This is a genomic window from Thauera linaloolentis 47Lol = DSM 12138, assembly GCF_000310205.1.
Lineage (GTDB): Bacteria > Pseudomonadota > Gammaproteobacteria > Burkholderiales > Rhodocyclaceae > Thauera > Thauera linaloolentis.
On sequence record NZ_AMXE01000010.1, the window covers coordinates 52,129 to 71,334 of the forward strand.

The window sequence follows — 19,206 nt, forward strand, 5'->3', positions numbered from 1 at the left end:
TATCCCCCGTGCCAGACGTGTTCAACGCGGCATGCCCGGCAGGCCGCCCGGCATCATGCCCTTCATGGCACGCATCATCTTGTGCATGCCGCCCTTGGAGAACTGCTTCATGACCTTCTGCGTCTGCTCGAACTGGTTCAGCAGACGATTGACCTCCTGCACCGTCACCCCGGCCCCCGCGGCGATCCGCCGCTTGCGGCTGGCCTTGAGCAGTTCGGGCTTGGCGCGTTCGAGCGGCGTCATCGAATTGATGATGCCCTCGATACGGCCGATCGCCTTCTCCTCCGCCCCGCCCTGCAACTGCCCCGCCGCCTGCGCGAACTGGGCCGGCAGCTTGTCCATCATCGATGCCAGGCCGCCCATCTTGCGCATCTGGGCGATCTGCTCCTTGAAATCGTTGAGATCGAAGCCCTTGCCGCTCTTGAGCTTCTGCGCGAATACGCGCGCCTTTTCCTCATCGACGCCGCGGCGCGCCTCTTCGACCAGGCCGAGGATGTCGCCCATGCCGAGGATCCGGCTGGCCATGCGGTCCGGGTGGAAGGGCTCGAATCCGGAGAGTTTTTCGCCGACCCCGGCAAACTTCAGCGGTTTGCCGGTGACGTGGCGCACCGACAGCGCTGCGCCGCCGCGCGAGTCACCATCCAGCTTGGTCAGCACCACGCCGGTCAGCGGCAGCGCCTCGTTGAAGGCCCGCGCCGTATTGACCGCATCCTGGCCGAGCATCGCATCGACGACGAACAGCGTCTCGATCGGTTCGACGGCGGCGTGCAGCGCCTTGATCTCGGCCATCATCGCCTCATCGATGGCGAGACGGCCGGCCGTATCGACCAGCAGCACGTCGGCATGGTGCTTGCGTGCGTAATCCAGCGCCGCCAGCGCGATGTCGACCGGTTTCTGGCCTACGGCCGACGGAAAGAAATCGACCCCCGCCTGGCCCGCCACCGTCTTCAACTGCTCGATCGCCGCCGGTCGATACACGTCGGTGGACACCACCAGCACTTTCTTCTTCTGCTGCTCATGCAACAACTTGGCGAGCTTGCCGGTGGTGGTGGTCTTGCCCGCCCCCTGGAGGCCGGCCATCAACACCACCGCCGGCGGCTGGGTGGCGAGATTCAGCCCCTCGTGGGCCGTCCCCATCAGCGTACGCAATTCGTCATGCACCACGCCGACCAGCGCCTGACCCGGCGTCAGGGAGCCGACGACCTCCTGGCCGACCGCCTTTTCCTTGATTCTGGCGATGAAATCCTTGACCACCGGCAGGGCGACGTCCGCCTCGAGCAGCGCCATGCGCACCTCGCGCAGTGCCTCCTGGATGTTGTCTTCCGTCAGGCGCGCCTGACCGCGCAGGGTCTTGACGACTTTTGACAGGCGCTGGGTGAGATTGTCGAGCATGTGCGAGTAAGCCTTCGTCAGGGGATGACTTGGAGTAAACTTCTGTTCTGTATGCGCTCAATTCTACTTCATCTGATTCCCGCCTCGCTTTATGCCGGTGTCGGCATCGCGTTCTGGCGCAGTTGCATCGCCGCCCGCGCCCCTGCCGGAAGGGGGTCTGCGTGCATGTCGATGCGCGAGCGCCTTTTTCTGCTGGTCGCCCTGATGGCGCACGGCGTGGCCCTGCACACGGCGATCTTCCCCGGGGAGCAGATGCGCTTCGGTTTCGGCGTCGCGATGTCGCTGATGGTGTGGCTGGCGATATGCTTCTACTGGGTGGAAAGCCTCTACACCCGGCTCGACGGCCTGCATGCGGTGATCATGCCGGCAGGCGTGGCGGCAAGCGTCGTTCCCATGCTCTTTCCCGGAGAACACGTGCTCACGAACGCGGCCTCGCCCACGTTCCGGGCACACTTCGTCATTGCGATGCTTGCCTACAGCCTGTTTACGCTGGCGGCCCTGCACGCGATGCTGATGTCGATCGCCGGGCGCCAGTTGCACAACGCCCGCTTCAGCCGCCTGCTTGCCGCCCTGCCTCCCCTGCTGACGATGGAGGCGCTGCTCTTCCGCCTGATCTCGATCGCCTTCGTGCTGCTGACACTGACGCTCGTGAGCGGCGTGATGTTTTCGGAATCGCTGTTCGGCCAGGCGGTCCGCATCGACCACAAGACCGTTTTCGCCTTCATCTCCTGGCTGCTGTTCGGCGGCCTGCTGCTGGGGCGCCGCCTGTGGGGCTGGCGCGGACGGATTGCGCTACGGTGGACCCTGGCCGGCTTCGTCGCCCTGATGCTCGCCTATGTGGGCAGCCGCTTCGTCATCGAAGTCGTGCTGCAACGCGTCGGCTAGCGCGAGACCGGCAAGTGTCCGCAGCAGCAGGCATGCCTTGCCTCCTCTACGGCGGCGGGGTCTTTACAAGGGCTGGGCCGGCGTGCAACATCGATCGCACTTCAGTCCAGGGCAAGGCATGGCGGCAAATCCTCAACCAGCCCTGAGCGGCTTCGCTCGGGCCCTCATCCAGCATGGGCGCCTGTCCGAATCCGATGCGGTTGCCTGCACGCGGCAGGGCGCCGAAGGCGCCAATGCCTTCTTGCTCGAAGTAGCGCAGCGCGGCCTGCTTTCCGCCTCGGCCATGGCCCGCTTTGCGGCCGATACCTTCGGCTATCCCCTGCTCGACATCACGACCTTCGACAAGTCGATGTTCTCCGCCGATGCGGTCGATCGCAAGCTGATGCAGAAGCATCAGGTCGTGGCCCTTGCCAAGCGCCAGAACCGCATCACGCTCGCGCTGGCCGACCCATCCAACATGCGCGTGCTGGACGAGATCCGCTTCCAGACCGGCATGCAGCTCGACCTCGTCGTCGCCGAGGCCGACAAGCTCAAGCGCGTGGTGGACGGGCTCTCCGAATCCGCCTCCGAAACACTGAAGGAACTCACCGGCGACGAGTTCGACATGGATCTCCTGAAGCAGGATGCTCCGGGAGAGCCGCGTGAAGAAGAGGATACGAGCGAAGTCGACGATGCGCCGGTCGTCAGGTTCATCCAGAAGGTGCTGATCGACGCGATCAACGAGGGCGCCTCCGACGTCCACTTCGAGCCCTATGAAAAGTATTACCGCATCCGCGTACGTACCGATGGCGTGCTGCGCGAGATCGCCCAGCCGCCCTTGGTGCTGAAGGAGAAGATCGCCGCCCGCATCAAGGTCATCTCGCGCCTCGACATCTCCGAGAAGCGCGTTCCGCAGGACGGGCGCATGAAACTCGTGCTGTCGAAGAACAAGGCGATCGATTTTCGCGTGTCGACGCTGCCGACCCTGCACGGCGAGAAGATCGTGATGCGTATCCTCGATCCGAGCTCGGCGATGCTCGGCATCGACGCGCTCGGCTACGAGCCCGACCAGCGCAAGGCCCTGCTCGACGCCATCGAGCGGCCCTACGGCATGATTCTCGTCACCGGCCCGACCGGCTCGGGCAAGACCGTATCGCTGTACACCTGCCTGAACCTGCTGAACAAGGCCGGCGTCAATATCTCGACCGCGGAGGATCCGGCTGAAATCAACCTGCCCGGCATCAACCAGGTCAACGTCAACGAGAAGGCGGGACTCACCTTCGCCACGTCCTTGCGCGCCTTCCTGCGCCAGGATCCGGACGTGATCATGGTCGGCGAGATCCGCGACCTCGAAACCGCCGAGATCTCGGTCAAGGCTGCGCAGACCGGCCACCTCGTGCTCTCCACGCTGCATACCAACGACGCCCCCACCACGCTCGAACGCCTCAAGAACATGGGCGTGGCGCCATTCAATATCGCATCCTCGGTGATCCTGATCACGGCACAGCGCCTCGCCCGGCGGTTATGCTCCTGCAAGAAACCGGCTGACATACCGCTAGAAGCAATGCTGGAGGCAGGCTTCACGGTCGAGGATCTGGACGGAAGCTGGCAGCCGTATGCGCCGGCCGGCTGCGAGCGCTGCAAGGGCAGCGGCTACAAGGGGCGCGTGGGCATCTATCAGGTCATGCCGGTCAGCGAAGACATTGCCCACATCATCATGACCGGCGGCAATTCGATGGACATCGCAGCGCAGGCGGAGCGCGAGGGCGTGCGCGACCTGCGCAAGTCCGGCCTGCTGAAGGTCAGGCAGGGCGTCACCTCGCTCGAAGAAGTGCTGGCCACGACCAACGAATAAGGCATAGGAAGTTCGATCACATGGCAACCGCGAGCCGGGCAGCGCGTCACGCAGATCCGAAAGAGCATCTGTACAACTGGGAAGGCAAGGACAAGACCGGCAAGATCGTCCGCGGAGAGATCCGGAGCACCGGTGATACCGTCGTGCGTGCCATGCTGCGCCGCCAGGGCATCCTGGTCACCAAAGTCCAGAAGCAGAAAATGTCGCGCGGCGGCAAGATCTCCGACAAGGACATCGCCCTCTTCACCCGCCAACTGGCAACGATGATGAAATCGGGCGTGCCGCTGCTGCAGGCCTTCGACATCGGCATCAAGGGCTCGAGCAACCCGGCGCTGGCCCGACTGCTCAACGACGTGCGCACCGACGTCGAGACCGGATCCAATCTGTCGCAGGCCTTCGCCAGGCACCCGGCGCATTTCGACAAGCTGTTCTGCAATCTCGTCGCCGCCGGCGAACAGGCGGGCATCCTCGACAGCCTGCTCGACCGCATCGCCACGTACAAAGAGAAGATTCTCGCCATCAAGGGCAAGATCAAGTCGGCCCTGTTCTACCCGATCGCCGTCATGGTCGTGGCCGGACTCGTCATCTCGGTGATGATGCTGTTCGTCATTCCGGAGTTCAAGAGCGTTTTCGCCGGCTTCGGCGCCGACCTCCCCGCACCGACGATGATCGTCATCGCGATGTCCGACTTCTTCGTTGAGTTCTGGTACATCGTGCTCGGCATACCGCTTCTCGCCCTCTTCGCCATCGGCTGGCTCTACAAGCGCTCACCGGCGATGCAGATCGCCGTGGACCGCATGGTGCTCAAGCTGCCGGTCGTCGGCGCGATCATCCGCAAGGCCACGGTCGCACGCTGGACCCGCACGCTGTCAACCATGTTCGCCGCCGGTGTTCCGCTGGTCGAAGCGCTCGACTCGGTCGGCGGCGCCTCCGGGAACCACGTCTACCTGACCGCGACGCGCGAGATCCAGAGCGACGTCAGCACCGGCACGAGCCTGACGGTCTCGATGCAGAGTTCGGGAGTCTTCCCGACCATGGTCGTGCAGATGGTGTCGATCGGCGAGGAATCCGGCCAGCTCGACGCCATGCTCGGCAAGGTCGCCGACTTCTTCGAGCAAGAGGTCGACGAAGCCGTGGCCGGCCTGTCGCAACTGCTCGAGCCGATCATCATGGTCTTCCTCGGCACCGTGATCGGCGGCCTCGTGGTGGCGATGTACCTGCCGATCTTCAAGCTCGGCTCTATCGTCTGAGCCATGCTTCCGGCACTGCACGATCCCATCGCGTTCATCGCCCTGAGCTCGCTGCTCGGACTGTTCGTCGGCAGCTTCCTCAACGTCGTCATCCATCGACTGCCCAGAATGATGGAGCGCGACTGGCATGTCCAGGCGGCCGAATTGCGCGGCGAGCCCGCGCCACAGACCGAGCGCCTGAACCTTGCCACGCCGCGCTCGCGCTGCCCGCATTGCGGCCACCTGATCGGCGCCCTGGAGAACATTCCCATCATCAGCTATCTCGCCTTGCGCGGCCGCTGCCGCCACTGTGGTGCCGGCATCAGCAAGCGCTATCCGATCGTGGAAGCCTGTACCGCCGCACTGTCGGGCTATGCCGCCTGGCACTTCGGTTTCGGCCTCGCCGCACTCGGCGCCCTGCTCTTCATCTGGACGATGATGGCACTCGCCTTCATCGACCTCGATACCCAGCTGCTGCCCGACGATTTGACCCTGCCCCTGCTGTGGCTGGGCCTGCTGTTCAACCTGGGCAACACGTTTTCCGATCTTTCGAGCGCGGTGATCGGCGCGATGGCAGGCTACATTGCACTGTGGTCGGTGTATTGGGCGTTCAAGCTGCTGACCGGCAAGGAAGGCATGGGCTACGGCGACTTCAAGCTCCTGGCCGCGATCGGAGCCTGGCTGGGCTGGCAGGTTCTGCCGCTGACGATCCTGCTCTCCTCGCTGGTGGGTGCGCTGGTCGGCATCGCCCTGATCGTCTTCGCACGCCACGGCCGCAACGTCCCCATTCCCTTCGGTCCCTACCTCGCGGCAGCGGGCGTGATCGCCTTGTTCTGGGGCGAGTCGCTCACGGCGCACTACCTCGCAGCACTGTAAGCCCGGCGGTACGCGCCAGACGCCCCGCAAAGCAAAACACGCCCGCCCGGTGCTTGAAACCCCGCAGCCCCGTCCCCATCTGCCTCCTCGGCTCCGCCATGGCGGGCTTCGCCTTTTTCCTTATGCTGCATTGCGTTAGACTTGCGCACTTGTTTTCGGGAGCTTGTCATGCCCATCTACGAATATCGTTGCCCGAGCTGCGGTTTCCAGAAGGAACACCTGCAGAAAATGAGCGATGCACCGCTCTCCACCTGCCCTTCGTGCGGCAGCACCGGCTATGCCAAGCTGCTGTCGGCGGCCGGCTTCCAATTGAAAGGCAGCGGCTGGTACGCGACCGACTTCAAGGGCGGCAGCGGCAGCAGTACGTCGAGCAGCAGCACGCCAGCCGCACCCAGTTGTCCGGGCGGCGGCTGCGCCTGCCACTGACGACAGCGCCTGACCGGCCGGCCCAGCGCAGCCCCCGCAAGAAAACCACGTGAAGAAATACTTCATCACCGGCCTGCTGATCTGGATCCCGCTGGCGATCACCTTCATGGTGCTCGCCTGGATCATCGGCACGCTCGACCAGATCCTGCTGTGGCTGCCCAATGGCGCCCAGCCCCGTGCCTGGCTGGGTTTCAACATCCCGGGCATCGGCGTGCTGATGAGCCTGCTCATCGTATTCCTCACCGGGCTCGTCGCCGCCAACGTCCTTGGCCAGAAGCTCGTCCAGGTCTGGGAGGGGCTGCTCGCCCGCATCCCGGTGGTGAAATCGATCTACTACGGCGTCAAGCAAGTATCGGACACGCTGTTCTCCAGCAGCGGCCAGGCCTTTCGCAAGGCGCTGCTGGTGCAATACCCGCGCGAAGGCGCATGGACCATCGCCTTCCTCACCGGCAAGCCCGGCGGCGATGCCGCCAGGCACCTCCAGGGAGACTACGTCAGCGTCTATGTACCGACCACGCCGAACCCGACGTCGGGCTTCTTCCTGATGATGCCGAAGGAAGATGTGATCGAGCTCGACATGAGTGTCGACGAGGCCCTCAAGTACATCATCTCGATGGGTGTCGTCGCCCCGCCCATCCGCCATGCCGAGCGGCCCGCGCTGCTCAACGAATAACACACGCAACTTTTTCAGACCTCTGCGCGACGCTCTTGCGCCGCCATCAAGACCTGCCGGAACCCATCCATGCGAACTCACTACTGCGGGAAAGTCACTGCCGCCGACCTCGACCAGATCGTCACCATCTGCGGCTGGGTCCACCGCCGCCGCGACCACGGCGGCGTCATCTTCATCGACCTGCGCGACCGCGAGGGGCTGGTGCAGGTGGTGTGCGACCCCGACCGCGCCGACATGTTCAAGACTGCCGAGTCGGTGCGCAGCGAGTTCGTGCTCAAGCTGAGCGGCAAGGTGCGCCGTCGGCCGGCCGGCACCGAGAACACGAGCCTCACCTCGGGCGAGATCGAGATCCTGTGCCACGACATCGACGTGCTCAACAGCGCCGCCACGCCGCCCTTCCAGGTCGACGACGAGAACCTGTCCGAGACCGTGCGCCTGACCAACCGCGTCATCGACCTGCGCCGTCCGCAGATGCAGAAGAACCTGATGCTGCGCTACAAGACCACGATGGCCTTCCGCCGCTTCCTCGACGGCGCCGGCTTCATCGACGTCGAGACCCCGATGCTCACCAAGAGCACCCCCGAAGGCGCGCGCGACTACCTCGTACCGTCGCGTGTGCATCCGGGCCAGTTCTTCGCGCTGCCGCAGTCGCCGCAGCTCTTCAAGCAGTTGCTGATGGTGGCGGGCTACGACCGCTATTACCAGATCGTCAAGTGCTTCCGCGACGAGGACCTGCGCGCCGATCGCCAGCCCGAATTCACCCAGGTCGATCTCGAGACCTCGTTCATGGACGAGCACCAGATCACCGCGCTGGTCGAGGAGATGATCCGCTTCGTGTTCAAGGAAGCGCTCGATGTCGACCTGCCCGCGCCCTTCCCGCGCATGACCTATGCCGAAGCCATGCGCTGCTACGGCTCGGACAAACCCGATCTGCGCGTCACGCTCGAACTCACCGACGTCACCGATGCGATGCAGGACGTCGCCTTCAAGGTGTTCAGCGGCCCCGCCACTTCCGGCGGCCGTGTCGCCGCGATGCGCGTGCCGGGCGGCGCCAGCCTGACGCGCGGCGAGATCGACGAGTACACCAAGTTCGTCGGCATCTACGGCGCCAGGGGCCTGGCCTACATCAAGGTCAACGACGCCTCCCAGCCCAACGAGCAGGGCCTGCAGTCGCCGATCGTCAAGAACATCCATGAAGCCGCGCTGCGCACCATCCTCGAACGCAGCGGCGCGCAGTCCGGCGACCTGATCTTCTTCGGCGCGGACAAAACCAAGGTCGTCAATGACGCCATGGGCGCGCTGCGCACCAGACTCGGCCACGAGAAGGGCTATGTCACCGGCGACGCCTGGTGCCCGCTGTGGGTCGTCGACTTCCCGATGTTCGAATACGACGAGGACGACAAGCGCTGGACAGCCTGCCACCATCCTTTCACCAGCCCGAAGGACGAGCACCTGGACCTGCTCGCCAGCAACCCGGGCGCATGCCTGGCCAAGGCCTACGACCTGGCGCTGAACGGCTGGGAAATCGGCGGCGGCTCGGTCCGTATCCACCGCGCCGACGTCCAGGCCAAGGTGTTCGAGGCGCTCAACATCGGCCCCGAGGAACAGCAGGCCAAGTTCGGTTTCCTGCTCGACGCGCTGAAGTACGGCGCCCCGCCGCACGGCGGCCTGGCCTTCGGCCTGGACCGCATCGTCACCATGATGACCGGTGCCGAATCCATCCGCGACGTCATCGCCTTCCCCAAGACCCAGCGCGCCCAGTGCCTGCTGACCGATGCCCCGGGAGACGTGGACGAGAAGCAGTTGCGCGAACTGCACATCCGCCTGCGCCAGAAGGTGGAAACCCAGGTCGAGGTCGGCAAGGGCTGACCCCTTCGCGACGAACAGGCCGGGCTTCGCCGCCATGCGTGCCCCGCGGATGCGCGCGGGCGCGAAGCCCGCGCCATTGTTTCAGATTTCGCCCGGGATGCCGTAAGCTTTACCCGAGGCACGCCTCTGCGTGCATATGGCGCCATCACAGATGCTCCTCCCGAACGAGCTCGAAGTTCTCGTCGTCGAAAGCCAACCCACCATGCGTGCGCAATTGCGTACCATGCTGGCCTCCGTCGGCATCGAAACGGCCCAGTACGCGGTATCCGCCACCGCGGCCATCAAGCGGCTGCGTGAACACCGCTACGACCTGATCCTGTGCGAATACAATCTCGGCGAAGGCCAGGACGGCCAGCACCTGCTGGAAGACCTCCACGCGCACGGCATCATTCCGCTCGACACCGTGTTCGTGATGATCACCGCCGAGCGCAACTACGAGCGTGTCACCAGCGCCTGCGAACTCTCGCCGAACGACTACATCCTCAAGCCGCTCAATGCCGAGACCCTGCGCGTGCGCCTGCTGCGGGCATTCCAGAAACGCGACATCTTCCTGCCGGCATGGCAGTTGATGCGCCTTGGCGACCCGATCGGCGCAATCGAGTACTGCCGCATCGCGCGCGACGAGAACCCCCAGCACCTGACCGACCTGATGCGGCTGCAGGCTCAGCTCCACGCCGGCATCGGCCAGCTCGACGAGGCCGAGACGCTCCATCGCGAAATCCTGGGGTCGCGCAGCATTCCATGGGCCGAACTGGGCCTGGCGCGAATCCTCGTCCTGAAAAAGCGCTATGTCGAAGCGGAGGGCATTCTCGTCGACCTGCTCGTCCGCCACGACCGCTTCATCGCCGCCTACGAGCTTCTCGCCCGTGTCTACGAGGAAACGGGCCGGCCAGACGAAGCCTGCGCCACCCTCAACACCGCGGCGGAAAAATCCCCGCACCGCATGGCCCGCTTGCGGCGCCTCGGCACGCTGTCGCTGACGATCGGCAACCCGGCCGGCGCGGAAGCGGCGCTGACGGAAGTCGTGCGCAAGGGTAAATACTCCGAATTCCGCGACCCTGAAGACCACGTCCGCCTCGTGCAGGCGCAGCTCGCCCTGGACAAGGTCGAGGACGCCCAGGACACGATCACCGACCTCGACCGCAGCATGGGGCGGCAGCCCAAGGGTGAAGTGTGCAAGGCCGTATGCGCCGCGCTGGTGCACGCGCACAACGATGACCGCACGCGCGCGCAGAAGGCGCTGAACGCCGCCGTGCAGGCCGGCGGTGCGGTACGCGAGCTGTCGGTGGAACTGCGTCAGGACCTGATCAAGGCCTGCTTCGACCAGGAAATGCAGGAACAAGCGAGCAATCTCGTCACCGACCTGCTGCGCAGCGCGGCCGACGAACGCACCATCGAAACCACGCGCGCCGTGCTCGGCGAACGCGGATTGGGGCAGTTGTCCCAGGAAATCGAGGCACGCGTCCAGGCCGAGGTCAAATCGCTTGTCACCACCGGCGCGGAAAAAGCCCGCTCCGGCGACTTCGACGGCGCCGTGGCCGAGATGATGAGCGCGGCGCGCAAGCTGCCGGGCAATCCCCACGTCCTGTTCAATGCCGCACTCGCCCTTCTCCGCCACATCGAGAACCGGGGCTGGAACGACGCTTTCGCCACCCAGGCGCACGGGCTGATCCAGCGCGCCCAGCGCCTGTCCCCCACCAGCCCGCGCCTTGCCGCAATCACGGAGTTCATGCACACCTTGATCAAGCGCTATGGCATCCGGCCGGAGAAACTCATAACGCGGATCGTGCGCTCATCCTGAGGCCACTGCGGCCACCGATCGAAACATGGTCCGCCCCCTCCTGCTCCGCCTGGCGACACTCGCCTTCCTCGCATTCACGGGCTGTGCACCCGCCGCCCCGGAATCGGCTTGGCATGCCGGGCTGCCGCCCGAAGCGCTCGAAACGATCGCCCTCATCCAGAACGGCGGCCCCTTTCCCTATCGCAAGGACGGCAGCGTGTTCCAGAACCGTGAAAGGCTGCTGCCGCACAAAGCCCGCGGCTACTACCGCGAATACACGGTGCCCACGCCCGGCGCACGCGACCGGGGGGCGCGCAGGATCGTGACCGGCGGCGACCCGCCCGAACACTTCTACTACACCCCGGACCACTACCGGAGCTTCCGCCAGGTGGAGCCACGCCCATGACCTCCCACCGCCCCCACGCCATGCGCGAAGTGCGCATCGACCTGGCCGGCTGCACCGACAAGGCCGGGGTGCTGGAACGCTTCGCCACCGCGCTGCGTTTCCCCGATTGGTTCGGGCACAATTGGGACGCCCTCGCCGACGCGCTGTGCGATCTCTCTTGGCTGCCGACGCCGGCCTGCCGTATCGTGCTCTCCCGGCCATCCGCCCTGCGGGCGGCCGATCCGGAGGTCTTCGCCACCCTGCTCGAGATCCTCGATGACAGTGCCGGCTACTGGGCCGGCGTCGGGGTCGGCTTCAGTTGCGAAATCGAAGAAAACGGACGCAGCGGCAGCGACGCCACGCCTCCGGCATCGCCCTTCTCCGGGCGATGAATCCTGCAGGGCAGCCCGGACGGGGGTTGCCCTGCACCGCTTCATGTCCGCAGCGTTCCATGACGGGTGAACCATCTCTCGTGCATGAACCCGGACGATGGATCGAAGCCTCCCCAAGCCCTTGAATCTCTGTCCTTCGGACCTATATTTGCTCTGGAGCCGGACGGTTTCCGGCAATCTGAAGCATGAGGAGATCAAGCGATGAGCAACAATCTGATCCGTCGTGTCGACCCGCTGGAAGACTTCTTCCGTGGTTTCTTCGTCCGCCCGGTGGACTTCGGCGGCGGCTCGCTCGCCGGCCTGAGCGGGGAAGCGCCCCAGATGCGCGTCGACGTCAAGGAAGGCGCCAACGGCTACGAAGTGCACGCGGAACTGCCCGGCATGAAGAAGGAAGACATCCACGTCCACATCGACGGCCCCGTCGTATCGATCAGCGCGGAGCGCAAGCAGGAGAAGGAAGTCAAGGAAGGCGAAAAGGTGCTGCGTACGGAACGCTATTTCGGCAAAGTCTCGCGCAGCTTCCAGCTCGGGCAGGAGATCGACGAAGCGAATGCATCGGCGAAGTTCAACGACGGCGTTCTCGAACTGTCGCTGCCCAAGAAGGCCGAAGCGCAAGCCAAGCGGCTGACCATCGACTGAACGCAGGCGCTGCGCACCTGGCCCGTTCCCGGACCTCGGCAGGGCCTGGGAACGGGCCTTTCGTGTTTCACGCAACGGCTTGCCGTTGCCGCGCGCCAAACGCGGAAGAGCACAGTACACTGGCGCATCTCCATCCGCACTGCGACACAGGACGCCCCATGACCGACAGCCACGCCGCCGACACCGTCACCCCCGCCCGCAAGGCCGAAATCCTTGCCGAGGCCCTGCCCTACATCAAGCGTTTCTTCGACAAGACCATCGTCATCAAGTACGGCGGCAATGCGATGACGGACCCGAAGCTCAAGGACTGCTTCGCCCGCGACGTCGTGCTGCTCAAGCTCGTCGGCCTCAACCCCGTGGTGGTCCATGGCGGCGGCCCGCAGATCGAGAACCTGCTGGCACGCGTGGGCAAGAAGGGCGAGTTCATCCAGGGCATGCGCGTCACCGATGCCGAGACCATGGAAGTGGTCGAGATGGTGCTGGGCGGCCAGGTCAACAAGGAAATCGTCAACCTGATCAACCAGGCCGGCGGCAAGGCCGTGGGCCTGACCGGCAAGGACGCCAGCTTCATCCGCGCCAAGAAGCTGCTGATGCAGAAGCTCGACGCGCCGATGGGCGACCTGGTCGACGTCGGCCAGGTGGGCGAGATCACCAGCATCGATCCGAGCCTGATCTCCTTCCTCGACAAGGGCGACTTCATCCCGGTGATCGCGCCGATCGGTGTCGGTGAAGAAGGCGAAACCTACAACATCAATGCCGACGTGGTCGCCGGCAAGCTGGCCGAGATACTGAAGGCCGAGAAGCTCGTGCTGCTGACCAACACACCGGGCGTGCTCGACAAGGCCGGCAATCTGCTCACCGGCCTGACGCCGCGCGAAATCGACGAACTGGTCGCCGACGGCACGCTGTCCGGCGGCATGCTGCCGAAAATCGGCTCGGCGCTGGATGCGGCGCGCAACGGCGTGAAGTCGGTGCACATCATCGACGGTCGCGTCGAGCACTGCCTGCTGCTCGAAATCCTGACCGACCATGGCGTCGGCACGATGATCAAGAGCAAGTAGCACGGAAGACCGCCCGCGCCGCACGGCGCGGGGGCGCCTTCCGGGACGCTCAGACGCGATAGTAGTTGCGGTACCAGGCGACGAAGCGCGCGACCCCGTCCTTCACGCTGGTGGCCGGCGCAAAGCCGGTCCAGGCATTCAGCGCCTCGGTGTCGGCATAGGTCGCCGGCACGTCGCCGTCTTGCAGCGGCATGAAATTCTTCTGCGCGCTCGTCCCCAGCGCCTCCTCGATGGCCGCGACGAAGGCCATCAGTTCCACCGGGTCGTGGTTGCCGATGTTGAACACCCGGAAGGGCACGTTGCTGCGGCCCGGATCGGGGTTGTCGGCATCGAAGGCCGCGTCCGCCGCCGCCGTGCGGTCGAGCGTGCGGATCACGCCTTCGACGATGTCGTCCACGAAAGTGAAGTCACGCTTCATCTTGCCATGGTTGAAGACATCGATCGGCCGCCCTTCGAGGATGGCCTTGGTAAACAGGAACAGCGCCATGTCCGGCCGTCCCCACGGACCATATACGGTGAAGAAGCGCAGGCCGGTCGTCGGCAGGCCGTAGAGATGGCTGTAGGTGTGCGCCATCAGCTCGTTCGCCTTTTTTGTCGCCGCGTAGATGCTCACCGGATGGTCGACGCTGTCGCGCTCGGAGAACGGCATCTTGGTGTTGCCGCCATAGACGCTTGAACTGGATGCATACACCAGGTGCTCCACCTGCGCATGGCGGCAGCCTTCGAGGATGTTCATGAAGCCGACGACATTGCTGTCGATGTAGGCATGAGGGTTCTGCAGCGAATAGCGCACGCCGGCCTGGGCCGCGAGATGGATCACGCGATCGAACTTCTCCTCGGCGAACAGCCGCTCCATGCCGGCGCGGTCGGCCACGTCCATTTTCACGAAGCGGAAACCCGCATGCGGGGTCAGGCGGGCAAGCCGCGCCTCCTTCAACGTGGGATCGTAGTAATCGTTGAGATTGTCGAGGCCAACGACCTCATCTCCACGCGCGAGCAAGCGTTCGGAGGCATGCATGCCGATAAAGCCGGCAGCACCGGTAACGAGAACTTTCATGAGGTTTCGAGCAATAGAAATGAAGAGGATAAATTATGGCATGCCGCCACTACAGTACGGCGGCGGGGCGATACCGATATCGCCATCCTTGCTTATACTTGCGTGACCGATTCGTCACTCGCCTCGATGCTGACCCGCCTGCCCTATACCCTGCTGTGGATTTTCGCCCTGCCTTTCGTGCTGCTGCGCCTCGTATGGCGCGAACGGCGGCAACCGGGCTACCTCAAGCACCTCGGCGAGCGCTTCGGCCGCTATACGGTCCGCGCCCCGACCCGGGTCATCTGGCTGCATGCCGTATCGGTGGGCGAGACCCGCGCCGCCGAACCCCTGGTGAAGGCGCTGCTGCAGCGCTGGCCCGAGCACAGCGTCCTGCTCACACACATGACACTCACCGGTCGCGAGACCTCGCAGAGCCTGTTCGGCGGCAATGCCCGCGTGTTGCGCAGCTACCTGCCCTACGATCTCGGCTGCTTCGCGCATGCCTTCCTGCGCCACTTCCGCCCCCAGTTCGGCGTGATCATGGAAACCGAGCTGTGGCCCAACCTGCTCGCTGCCTGCCGGCAGCGGAAGGTGCCGGTGATGCTTGCCAACGCCCGCCTGTCGGAGCGCTCCGCACGCCGCTATGCCCGGCTGCCCGCGCTCAGCGCCATGACCATGGGGGCGCTCAGCGCGATCGGCGCCCAGACCGCGGCCGACGCGGCACGCCTGTCCGCCCTGGGTGCACGCCGCGTGCTGGTCACCGGCAACATCAAGTTCGACATCACGCCACCGGACGACGCCATCGCCCGCGCCAGCCTGTTCCGCACGCGCATCGGCACACGTCCCGTCCTGCTCGCTGCCAGCACCCGCGACGGCGAGGAGAGCCTGCTGCTCGACGCCTTCGCCCGACTCGCTCCTCCGGATGTGCTGCTCATGCTGGTTCCGCGCCATCCGCAGCGCTTCGATGAAGTGGCCAGGCTGGCCTGCGCACGCGGCCTGAAGCTGCAGCGGCGCTCGGAAGACGCACCCGTCGACGCCGGGACCCGCGTCTGGCTGGGGGATTCGATGGGCGAGATGTTCGGCTACTATGCCGCGGCCGATGCGGCACTGATCGGAGGCAGCTGGCTGCCCTTCGGCGGGCAGAACCTGATCGAGGCCTGCGCTGTCGGTACGCCGGCCATCGTCGGCCCGCACACCTTCAATTTCACGGCCGTCGCCGAACAGGCCATCGATGCGGGCGCGGCATGGCGCGCGGCGGACACGGAAGAAGGGATCCGCATGGGGCTCCAACTGCTGGCCGACGAAGAAACACGCCGCGCCATGGCCACCGCCGGCCTGGCCTTTGCCGAAGCCGACCGCGGCGCGAGCACGCGCACGCTTGAAATGCTCGAAAGCCTGAAACCCTGAACGCGGGCTTCAGGGCGCCAGCAAGGCATTGATGGCGCTGACGTCGTCCTCGCCCAGCGTGCCCGCGGCCGCTTTCAGCCGCAGTTGCGCCAGCAGGGTGTCATAACGCGCACGCGCCAGCCTCTGCAGCGTATCGGCCAACTGCGTCTGGGCATTCAGCACATCGATGTTGATGCGCACGCCGACCTCATAGCCGAGTTTGTTGGCCTCGAGCGCCGAGGTCGAAGAAACCTGCGCCGCTTCGAGCGCTCTCACCTCGGCCATGCCGCTGGTCACCCCGAGCCAGGACTGGCGGGCCGCCAGCACCGCCGTGCGGCGGGCATCCTCCAGATCGGCATCGGCCTTCATGCGCAGCGCCGCAGCCTCGCGCGTCACCGACGATACGCGGCCTCCCGCATACAAGGGCAGATTCAGCTGCACACCGATGCTCGTCGCCTCGCTGCGGTCGACGGACAACTGGGGATTGCGATTCACGCCGTGCGATGCGACCAGATCCACCGTGGGCAAGTGCCCGGCACGGGCGTACTCGACCTCGCGCGCGGCAATCTCGCGCACCAGTTGCTGGGCCTGGACTCCCAGATTGCCAAGCTCCGCGGCATCCACCCAATCCACGATGCTATCGGGCTGGGGGCGCTGCAGGGCGACCCCCTCGCGCAGCCCGGCCAACGCATCCGGCTGCCTGCCGATGATCTGCGCCAGGACCTGGCGCGCCACCTCGAGCTGGTTCTGTGCCGCGATCTCCTGCGCCGACGCCAGATCGAAGCGCGACTGGGCCTCATGTACGTCGGTAATCGTCACGGTGCCGACCTCGAAGCTGGTCTTCGCCAGTTCGAGCTGCTCACCCGCGGCGGTGCGCAACTGGCTCACCGCGGCCACCGCATCCTGCGCGTTGAGCACATCGAAATACGCTTCGGCCACGCGCAGCACCAGATCCTGTCGCTGCGCATCGAACTGGGCTCCAGCCAAGGCCGTCTGCAGTTCGCCCTGCCTGGACTGCACCCAGTTCTGCCAGCGGAACAGCGGCTGTGTGAGCTGGACACCGTATCCGCGCCGGTCGTAGTCGCCGGATGTCCTGCCCGTGCGCACCTCGTTCTCGTTGTCGTTCCAGCTCGCGTCGGCGCTCAGGCCGATCTGCGGCAGCAGGCCGGCACGCCCCTGAACCACCTTTTCCTGGCCCGCCTCGAACTGCGCGCGGGCGGCGGAGAATTTCGCATCGTTCGCGAGCGCATCCCGATACACCTGCATCAGATCGGCGGCCAGGGCACCGCTCGAGAACAATCCCGCCAGACACAGTGCCAACACGCGATTCATGCAAGCCTCCGAACGAATGCTGCCGCTCAGTACCGCGGCATCCTGGGGTCCACCTGGGCCGCCCAGCCGGCAACGCCCCCCGCCAGGTTGATCACGTTCGTGAACCCCTGATGTTCGAGGAACATGCACACCTGGGCGCTGCGCCCGCCATGGTGGCAGATCACGACCACTTCACGGTCGCGATCGAGCTCCGCATGGCGCTCCGGCACGCTGCCCATCGGCATTTCCACCGACCCCTCGATGTGGCAGAACTGGAACTCCCAGGGCTCGCGCACGTCGAGCAGCAACGGCGCCGCCCGGGAATCGTCCCCCAGGCGCTCGGCAAGGTCGTGTGGACCGATCTGATGCATCGAACGGCTGCTCAGAAGCTGAAGCGGTCGTGGCGCGGCGCGTTCTGCAGCATCGGCACGACGGTTTCGAAGATATCCTCGGTACGGAAGCGCCCCTCTCCCTCGCAGGTGATCAGGCGGGCCTTCATCACCGGCGCCTCGCCGACGAAGGCGAACAGGCGGCCACCGACCTTGAGTTGTTCGAGCAGGGCCTGCGGCACGTACTGCAGCCCGCCCGAAACGACGATCACATCGTAGGGTGCGCGCTCCGCCCAGCCGTCGATGCCGTCGCCCTGGACCACGACGACGTTTTCCACGCCATTGCGCGCCAGGTTCGCCGATGCGAGCTTGACCAGCTCAGGCTCGATTTCCAGCGTCCGCACCCATTCGCAGCGCGCCGCGAGCAGGGCTGCGAAAAAGCCGGAGCCGGTCCCGATCTCGAGCACCGAATCGGATTTCGACGGTTGCAGCGCTTGCAGCACCTTGCCCTCGATGACCGGCTTCAGCATGACCTGGCCACAGCCGATCGGGATCTCGACGTCGGCGAACGCCAGCGCACGCGCGCTCGCAGGCACGTATTCCTCGCGTTTGACCGTCATCAGAAGGTCGAGCACATTTTGATCCAGCACCTCCCAGGGGCGGATCTGCTGCTCGACCATGTTGAAGCGTGCTTTCTCGAAGTTCATCAGGAGCTCCTGGCGAAATATCAGCAGGCGCCGGCTCGGGCGCCTCATCCATAATGGCAAACCGTGTCATTCTAACGCAGTTGGTGCACCGCGAAGGGAATGGATTGGCCGAGGAGACAGCCGGAGCGGCAGCGCCGGAAGGAGGCCGCCGGCGAACGCGCAAACTCAGCGCGACTCCAGGATCAGGCGGCCGTTGGCCGGCTGGATCGGCCGCGTGTTGCGCGGATAGAGGCGCGCGAAGAGCGCGAGCTGATCCGCGCTCATCACCACCGGCGTCTTCATCACGACCCACACCACATCCTCGGTGCACGGCGGCGCCGGCAGCGAGCCGAGATAAAGGAAATGCGCCGGACTGGACGGCATGAAGGCCGCCAGGTCGATGGTCTCATCGGGCACGAACTCGCGCCCGCGGTCGAGCGGCAGGTTGTTCCACAGCGTCTGCAGCAAGGGATTCGGTTCGTCGCCCGCCGTCAGCAGGATGGACAGGATAGCGCTGCTGCCATCGGCGCTGCGATGTACGAGATACATCGCCATGTCGTAGGCCATGCCCCCGACACGCTCCTGGGAGGGGCGGTGCAGGGTGAAGTATTCGAGTTCATAGCGAACGCCCCGCACCTCCATCCCCATTCCGCCCCCGACATCGACCTGCAGGGTGTTCCCGGTATCACGAATGCGGAAACCGGTAGCGTGATAGTGGAACTTGATCGGTGCCAGATCCACCGCCAGGCCGTCACGCAGGTCGATGGGCGACTGGCGCAGCCCCTCGCCGCAGATGCGCCAGTCAGGGCGCAAGCGCCCCCAGGCCTCCGGGCCACGCTCGCCCTCGTAGCTCCAGTCCGGCCCCGCCGGGGTCCGGCGCTGAGCAAGCAGCAGCGCCTCGAGGGGATCGGGCACGGCCGTCTTCGCAGGCTGCTCCAGAGGAACGGGCGACGGCGGCCTTTCGATCCGTGCCGGAGCCGCCGCCGGCACGCGGCGCGGCCTGGCCGCCTCAGGCGC

The 19,206-nt window shown here is 65.4% G+C and carries 19 protein-coding genes; 13 read left to right on the plus strand and 6 right to left on the minus strand.

All coding sequences use genetic code 11. The annotated features are described in order from the left end of the window. Positions 1-21: 21 nt before the first annotated feature. Positions 22-1,392 carry a signal recognition particle protein gene (gene ffh, locus C666_RS04955; protein WP_004334611.1) on the minus strand — a complete coding sequence of 457 codons (1,371 nt, stop codon included), beginning with the start codon at positions 1,390-1,392 and terminating at the stop codon, positions 22-24. 51 nt (positions 1,393-1,443) lie between these two features. Here ffh and C666_RS04960 point away from each other — a divergent pair, with 51 nt between their 5' ends. The 12 genes from C666_RS04960 to argB all read left to right on the plus strand — a co-directional run bounded on the left by C666_RS04960 (position 1,444) and on the right by argB (position 13,441). After that, on the plus strand, positions 1,444-2,277 hold the full coding sequence (locus tag C666_RS04960) for a cytochrome C assembly family protein (protein ID WP_028792176.1): 834 nt from the start codon (positions 1,444-1,446) through the stop codon (positions 2,275-2,277). A 118-nt stretch (positions 2,278-2,395) separates the two neighbouring features. Continuing rightward, entirely contained in the window at positions 2,396-4,111 is a 1,716-nt protein-coding gene (gene pilB, locus C666_RS04965) for a type IV-A pilus assembly ATPase PilB (RefSeq protein WP_004334616.1), read from the plus strand. Between the two features lie 20 nt (positions 4,112-4,131). Beyond that, entirely contained in the window at positions 4,132-5,361 is a 1,230-nt protein-coding gene (locus C666_RS04970; protein ID WP_004334619.1) for a type II secretion system F family protein, read from the plus strand. 3 nt (positions 5,362-5,364) lie between these two features. Then, entirely contained in the window at positions 5,365-6,216 is an 852-nt protein-coding gene (locus C666_RS04975) for a prepilin peptidase (RefSeq protein ID WP_004334622.1), read from the plus strand. Positions 6,217-6,384: 168 nt separating this feature from the next. Further along, entirely contained in the window at positions 6,385-6,642 is a 258-nt protein-coding gene (locus C666_RS04980; protein ID WP_004334623.1) for an FmdB family zinc ribbon protein, read from the plus strand. A 49-nt stretch (positions 6,643-6,691) separates the two neighbouring features. Further along, on the plus strand, positions 6,692-7,315 hold the full coding sequence (locus tag C666_RS04985) for a DUF502 domain-containing protein (protein ID WP_004334626.1): 624 nt from the start codon (positions 6,692-6,694) through the stop codon (positions 7,313-7,315). 69 nt (positions 7,316-7,384) lie between these two features. Continuing rightward, positions 7,385-9,184 (plus strand): aspartate--tRNA ligase, encoded by a 1,800-nt coding sequence (gene aspS, locus C666_RS04990; RefSeq protein WP_004334627.1) that lies wholly within the window; start codon positions 7,385-7,387, stop codon positions 9,182-9,184. A 151-nt stretch (positions 9,185-9,335) separates the two neighbouring features. Further along, positions 9,336-10,985, plus strand: coding sequence for a tetratricopeptide repeat-containing response regulator (locus C666_RS04995; protein WP_004334629.1), 1,650 nt, complete (start codon positions 9,336-9,338; stop codon positions 10,983-10,985). 25 nt (positions 10,986-11,010) lie between these two features. Then, positions 11,011-11,370, plus strand: a complete 360-nt coding sequence (locus tag C666_RS05000; protein WP_004334631.1) for a guanyl-specific ribonuclease — start codon at positions 11,011-11,013, stop codon at positions 11,368-11,370. Continuing rightward, positions 11,367-11,741, plus strand: coding sequence for a barstar family protein (locus C666_RS05005; protein WP_004334633.1), 375 nt, complete (start codon positions 11,367-11,369; stop codon positions 11,739-11,741). The genes C666_RS05000 and C666_RS05005 overlap by 4 nt, the downstream gene beginning before the upstream one ends. 201 nt (positions 11,742-11,942) lie before the next feature. Next, positions 11,943-12,380 carry an Hsp20/alpha crystallin family protein gene (locus C666_RS05010; RefSeq protein WP_004334635.1) on the plus strand — a complete coding sequence of 146 codons (438 nt, stop codon included), beginning with the start codon at positions 11,943-11,945 and terminating at the stop codon, positions 12,378-12,380. Between the two features lie 158 nt (positions 12,381-12,538). Then, positions 12,539-13,441 (plus strand): acetylglutamate kinase, encoded by a 903-nt coding sequence (gene argB, locus C666_RS05015; protein ID WP_004334637.1) that lies wholly within the window; start codon positions 12,539-12,541, stop codon positions 13,439-13,441. Between the two features lie 49 nt (positions 13,442-13,490). On the opposite strand, the gene C666_RS05020 is transcribed toward argB, so the two are convergent. After that, positions 13,491-14,498: an NAD-dependent epimerase gene (locus tag C666_RS05020; protein ID WP_004334639.1), complete on the minus strand. Its 1,008-nt coding sequence runs from the start codon at positions 14,496-14,498 to the stop codon at positions 13,491-13,493. Positions 14,499-14,624: 126 nt separating this feature from the next. Here C666_RS05020 and waaA point away from each other — a divergent pair, with 126 nt between their 5' ends. Further along, positions 14,625-15,884 carry a lipid IV(A) 3-deoxy-D-manno-octulosonic acid transferase gene (gene waaA, locus C666_RS05025; protein ID WP_004334641.1) on the plus strand — a complete coding sequence of 420 codons (1,260 nt, stop codon included), beginning with the start codon at positions 14,625-14,627 and terminating at the stop codon, positions 15,882-15,884. Between the two features lie 9 nt (positions 15,885-15,893). Here the strand turns inward: waaA and C666_RS05030 are convergent, their stop codons facing one another. The 4 genes from C666_RS05030 to C666_RS05045 all read right to left on the minus strand — a co-directional run bounded on the left by C666_RS05030 (position 15,894) and on the right by C666_RS05045 (position 19,104). Then, complete coding sequence (locus tag C666_RS05030; protein ID WP_004334643.1) at positions 15,894-17,195, minus strand: TolC family outer membrane protein; 1,302 nt, start codon at positions 17,193-17,195, stop codon at positions 15,894-15,896. A gap of 26 nt (positions 17,196-17,221) precedes the next feature. Then, a complete protein-coding gene (locus C666_RS05035) occupies positions 17,222-17,545 on the minus strand; it encodes a rhodanese-like domain-containing protein (RefSeq protein ID WP_004334645.1) in 324 nt (107 codons plus the stop codon). A gap of 11 nt (positions 17,546-17,556) precedes the next feature. Then, positions 17,557-18,210: a protein-L-isoaspartate O-methyltransferase family protein gene (locus C666_RS05040; RefSeq protein WP_004334648.1), complete on the minus strand. Its 654-nt coding sequence runs from the start codon at positions 18,208-18,210 to the stop codon at positions 17,557-17,559. Between the two features lie 165 nt (positions 18,211-18,375). After that, positions 18,376-19,104, minus strand: a complete 729-nt coding sequence (locus tag C666_RS05045) for a carbonic anhydrase (RefSeq protein ID WP_248637689.1) — start codon at positions 19,102-19,104, stop codon at positions 18,376-18,378. Positions 19,105-19,206: the final 102 nt, after the last annotated feature.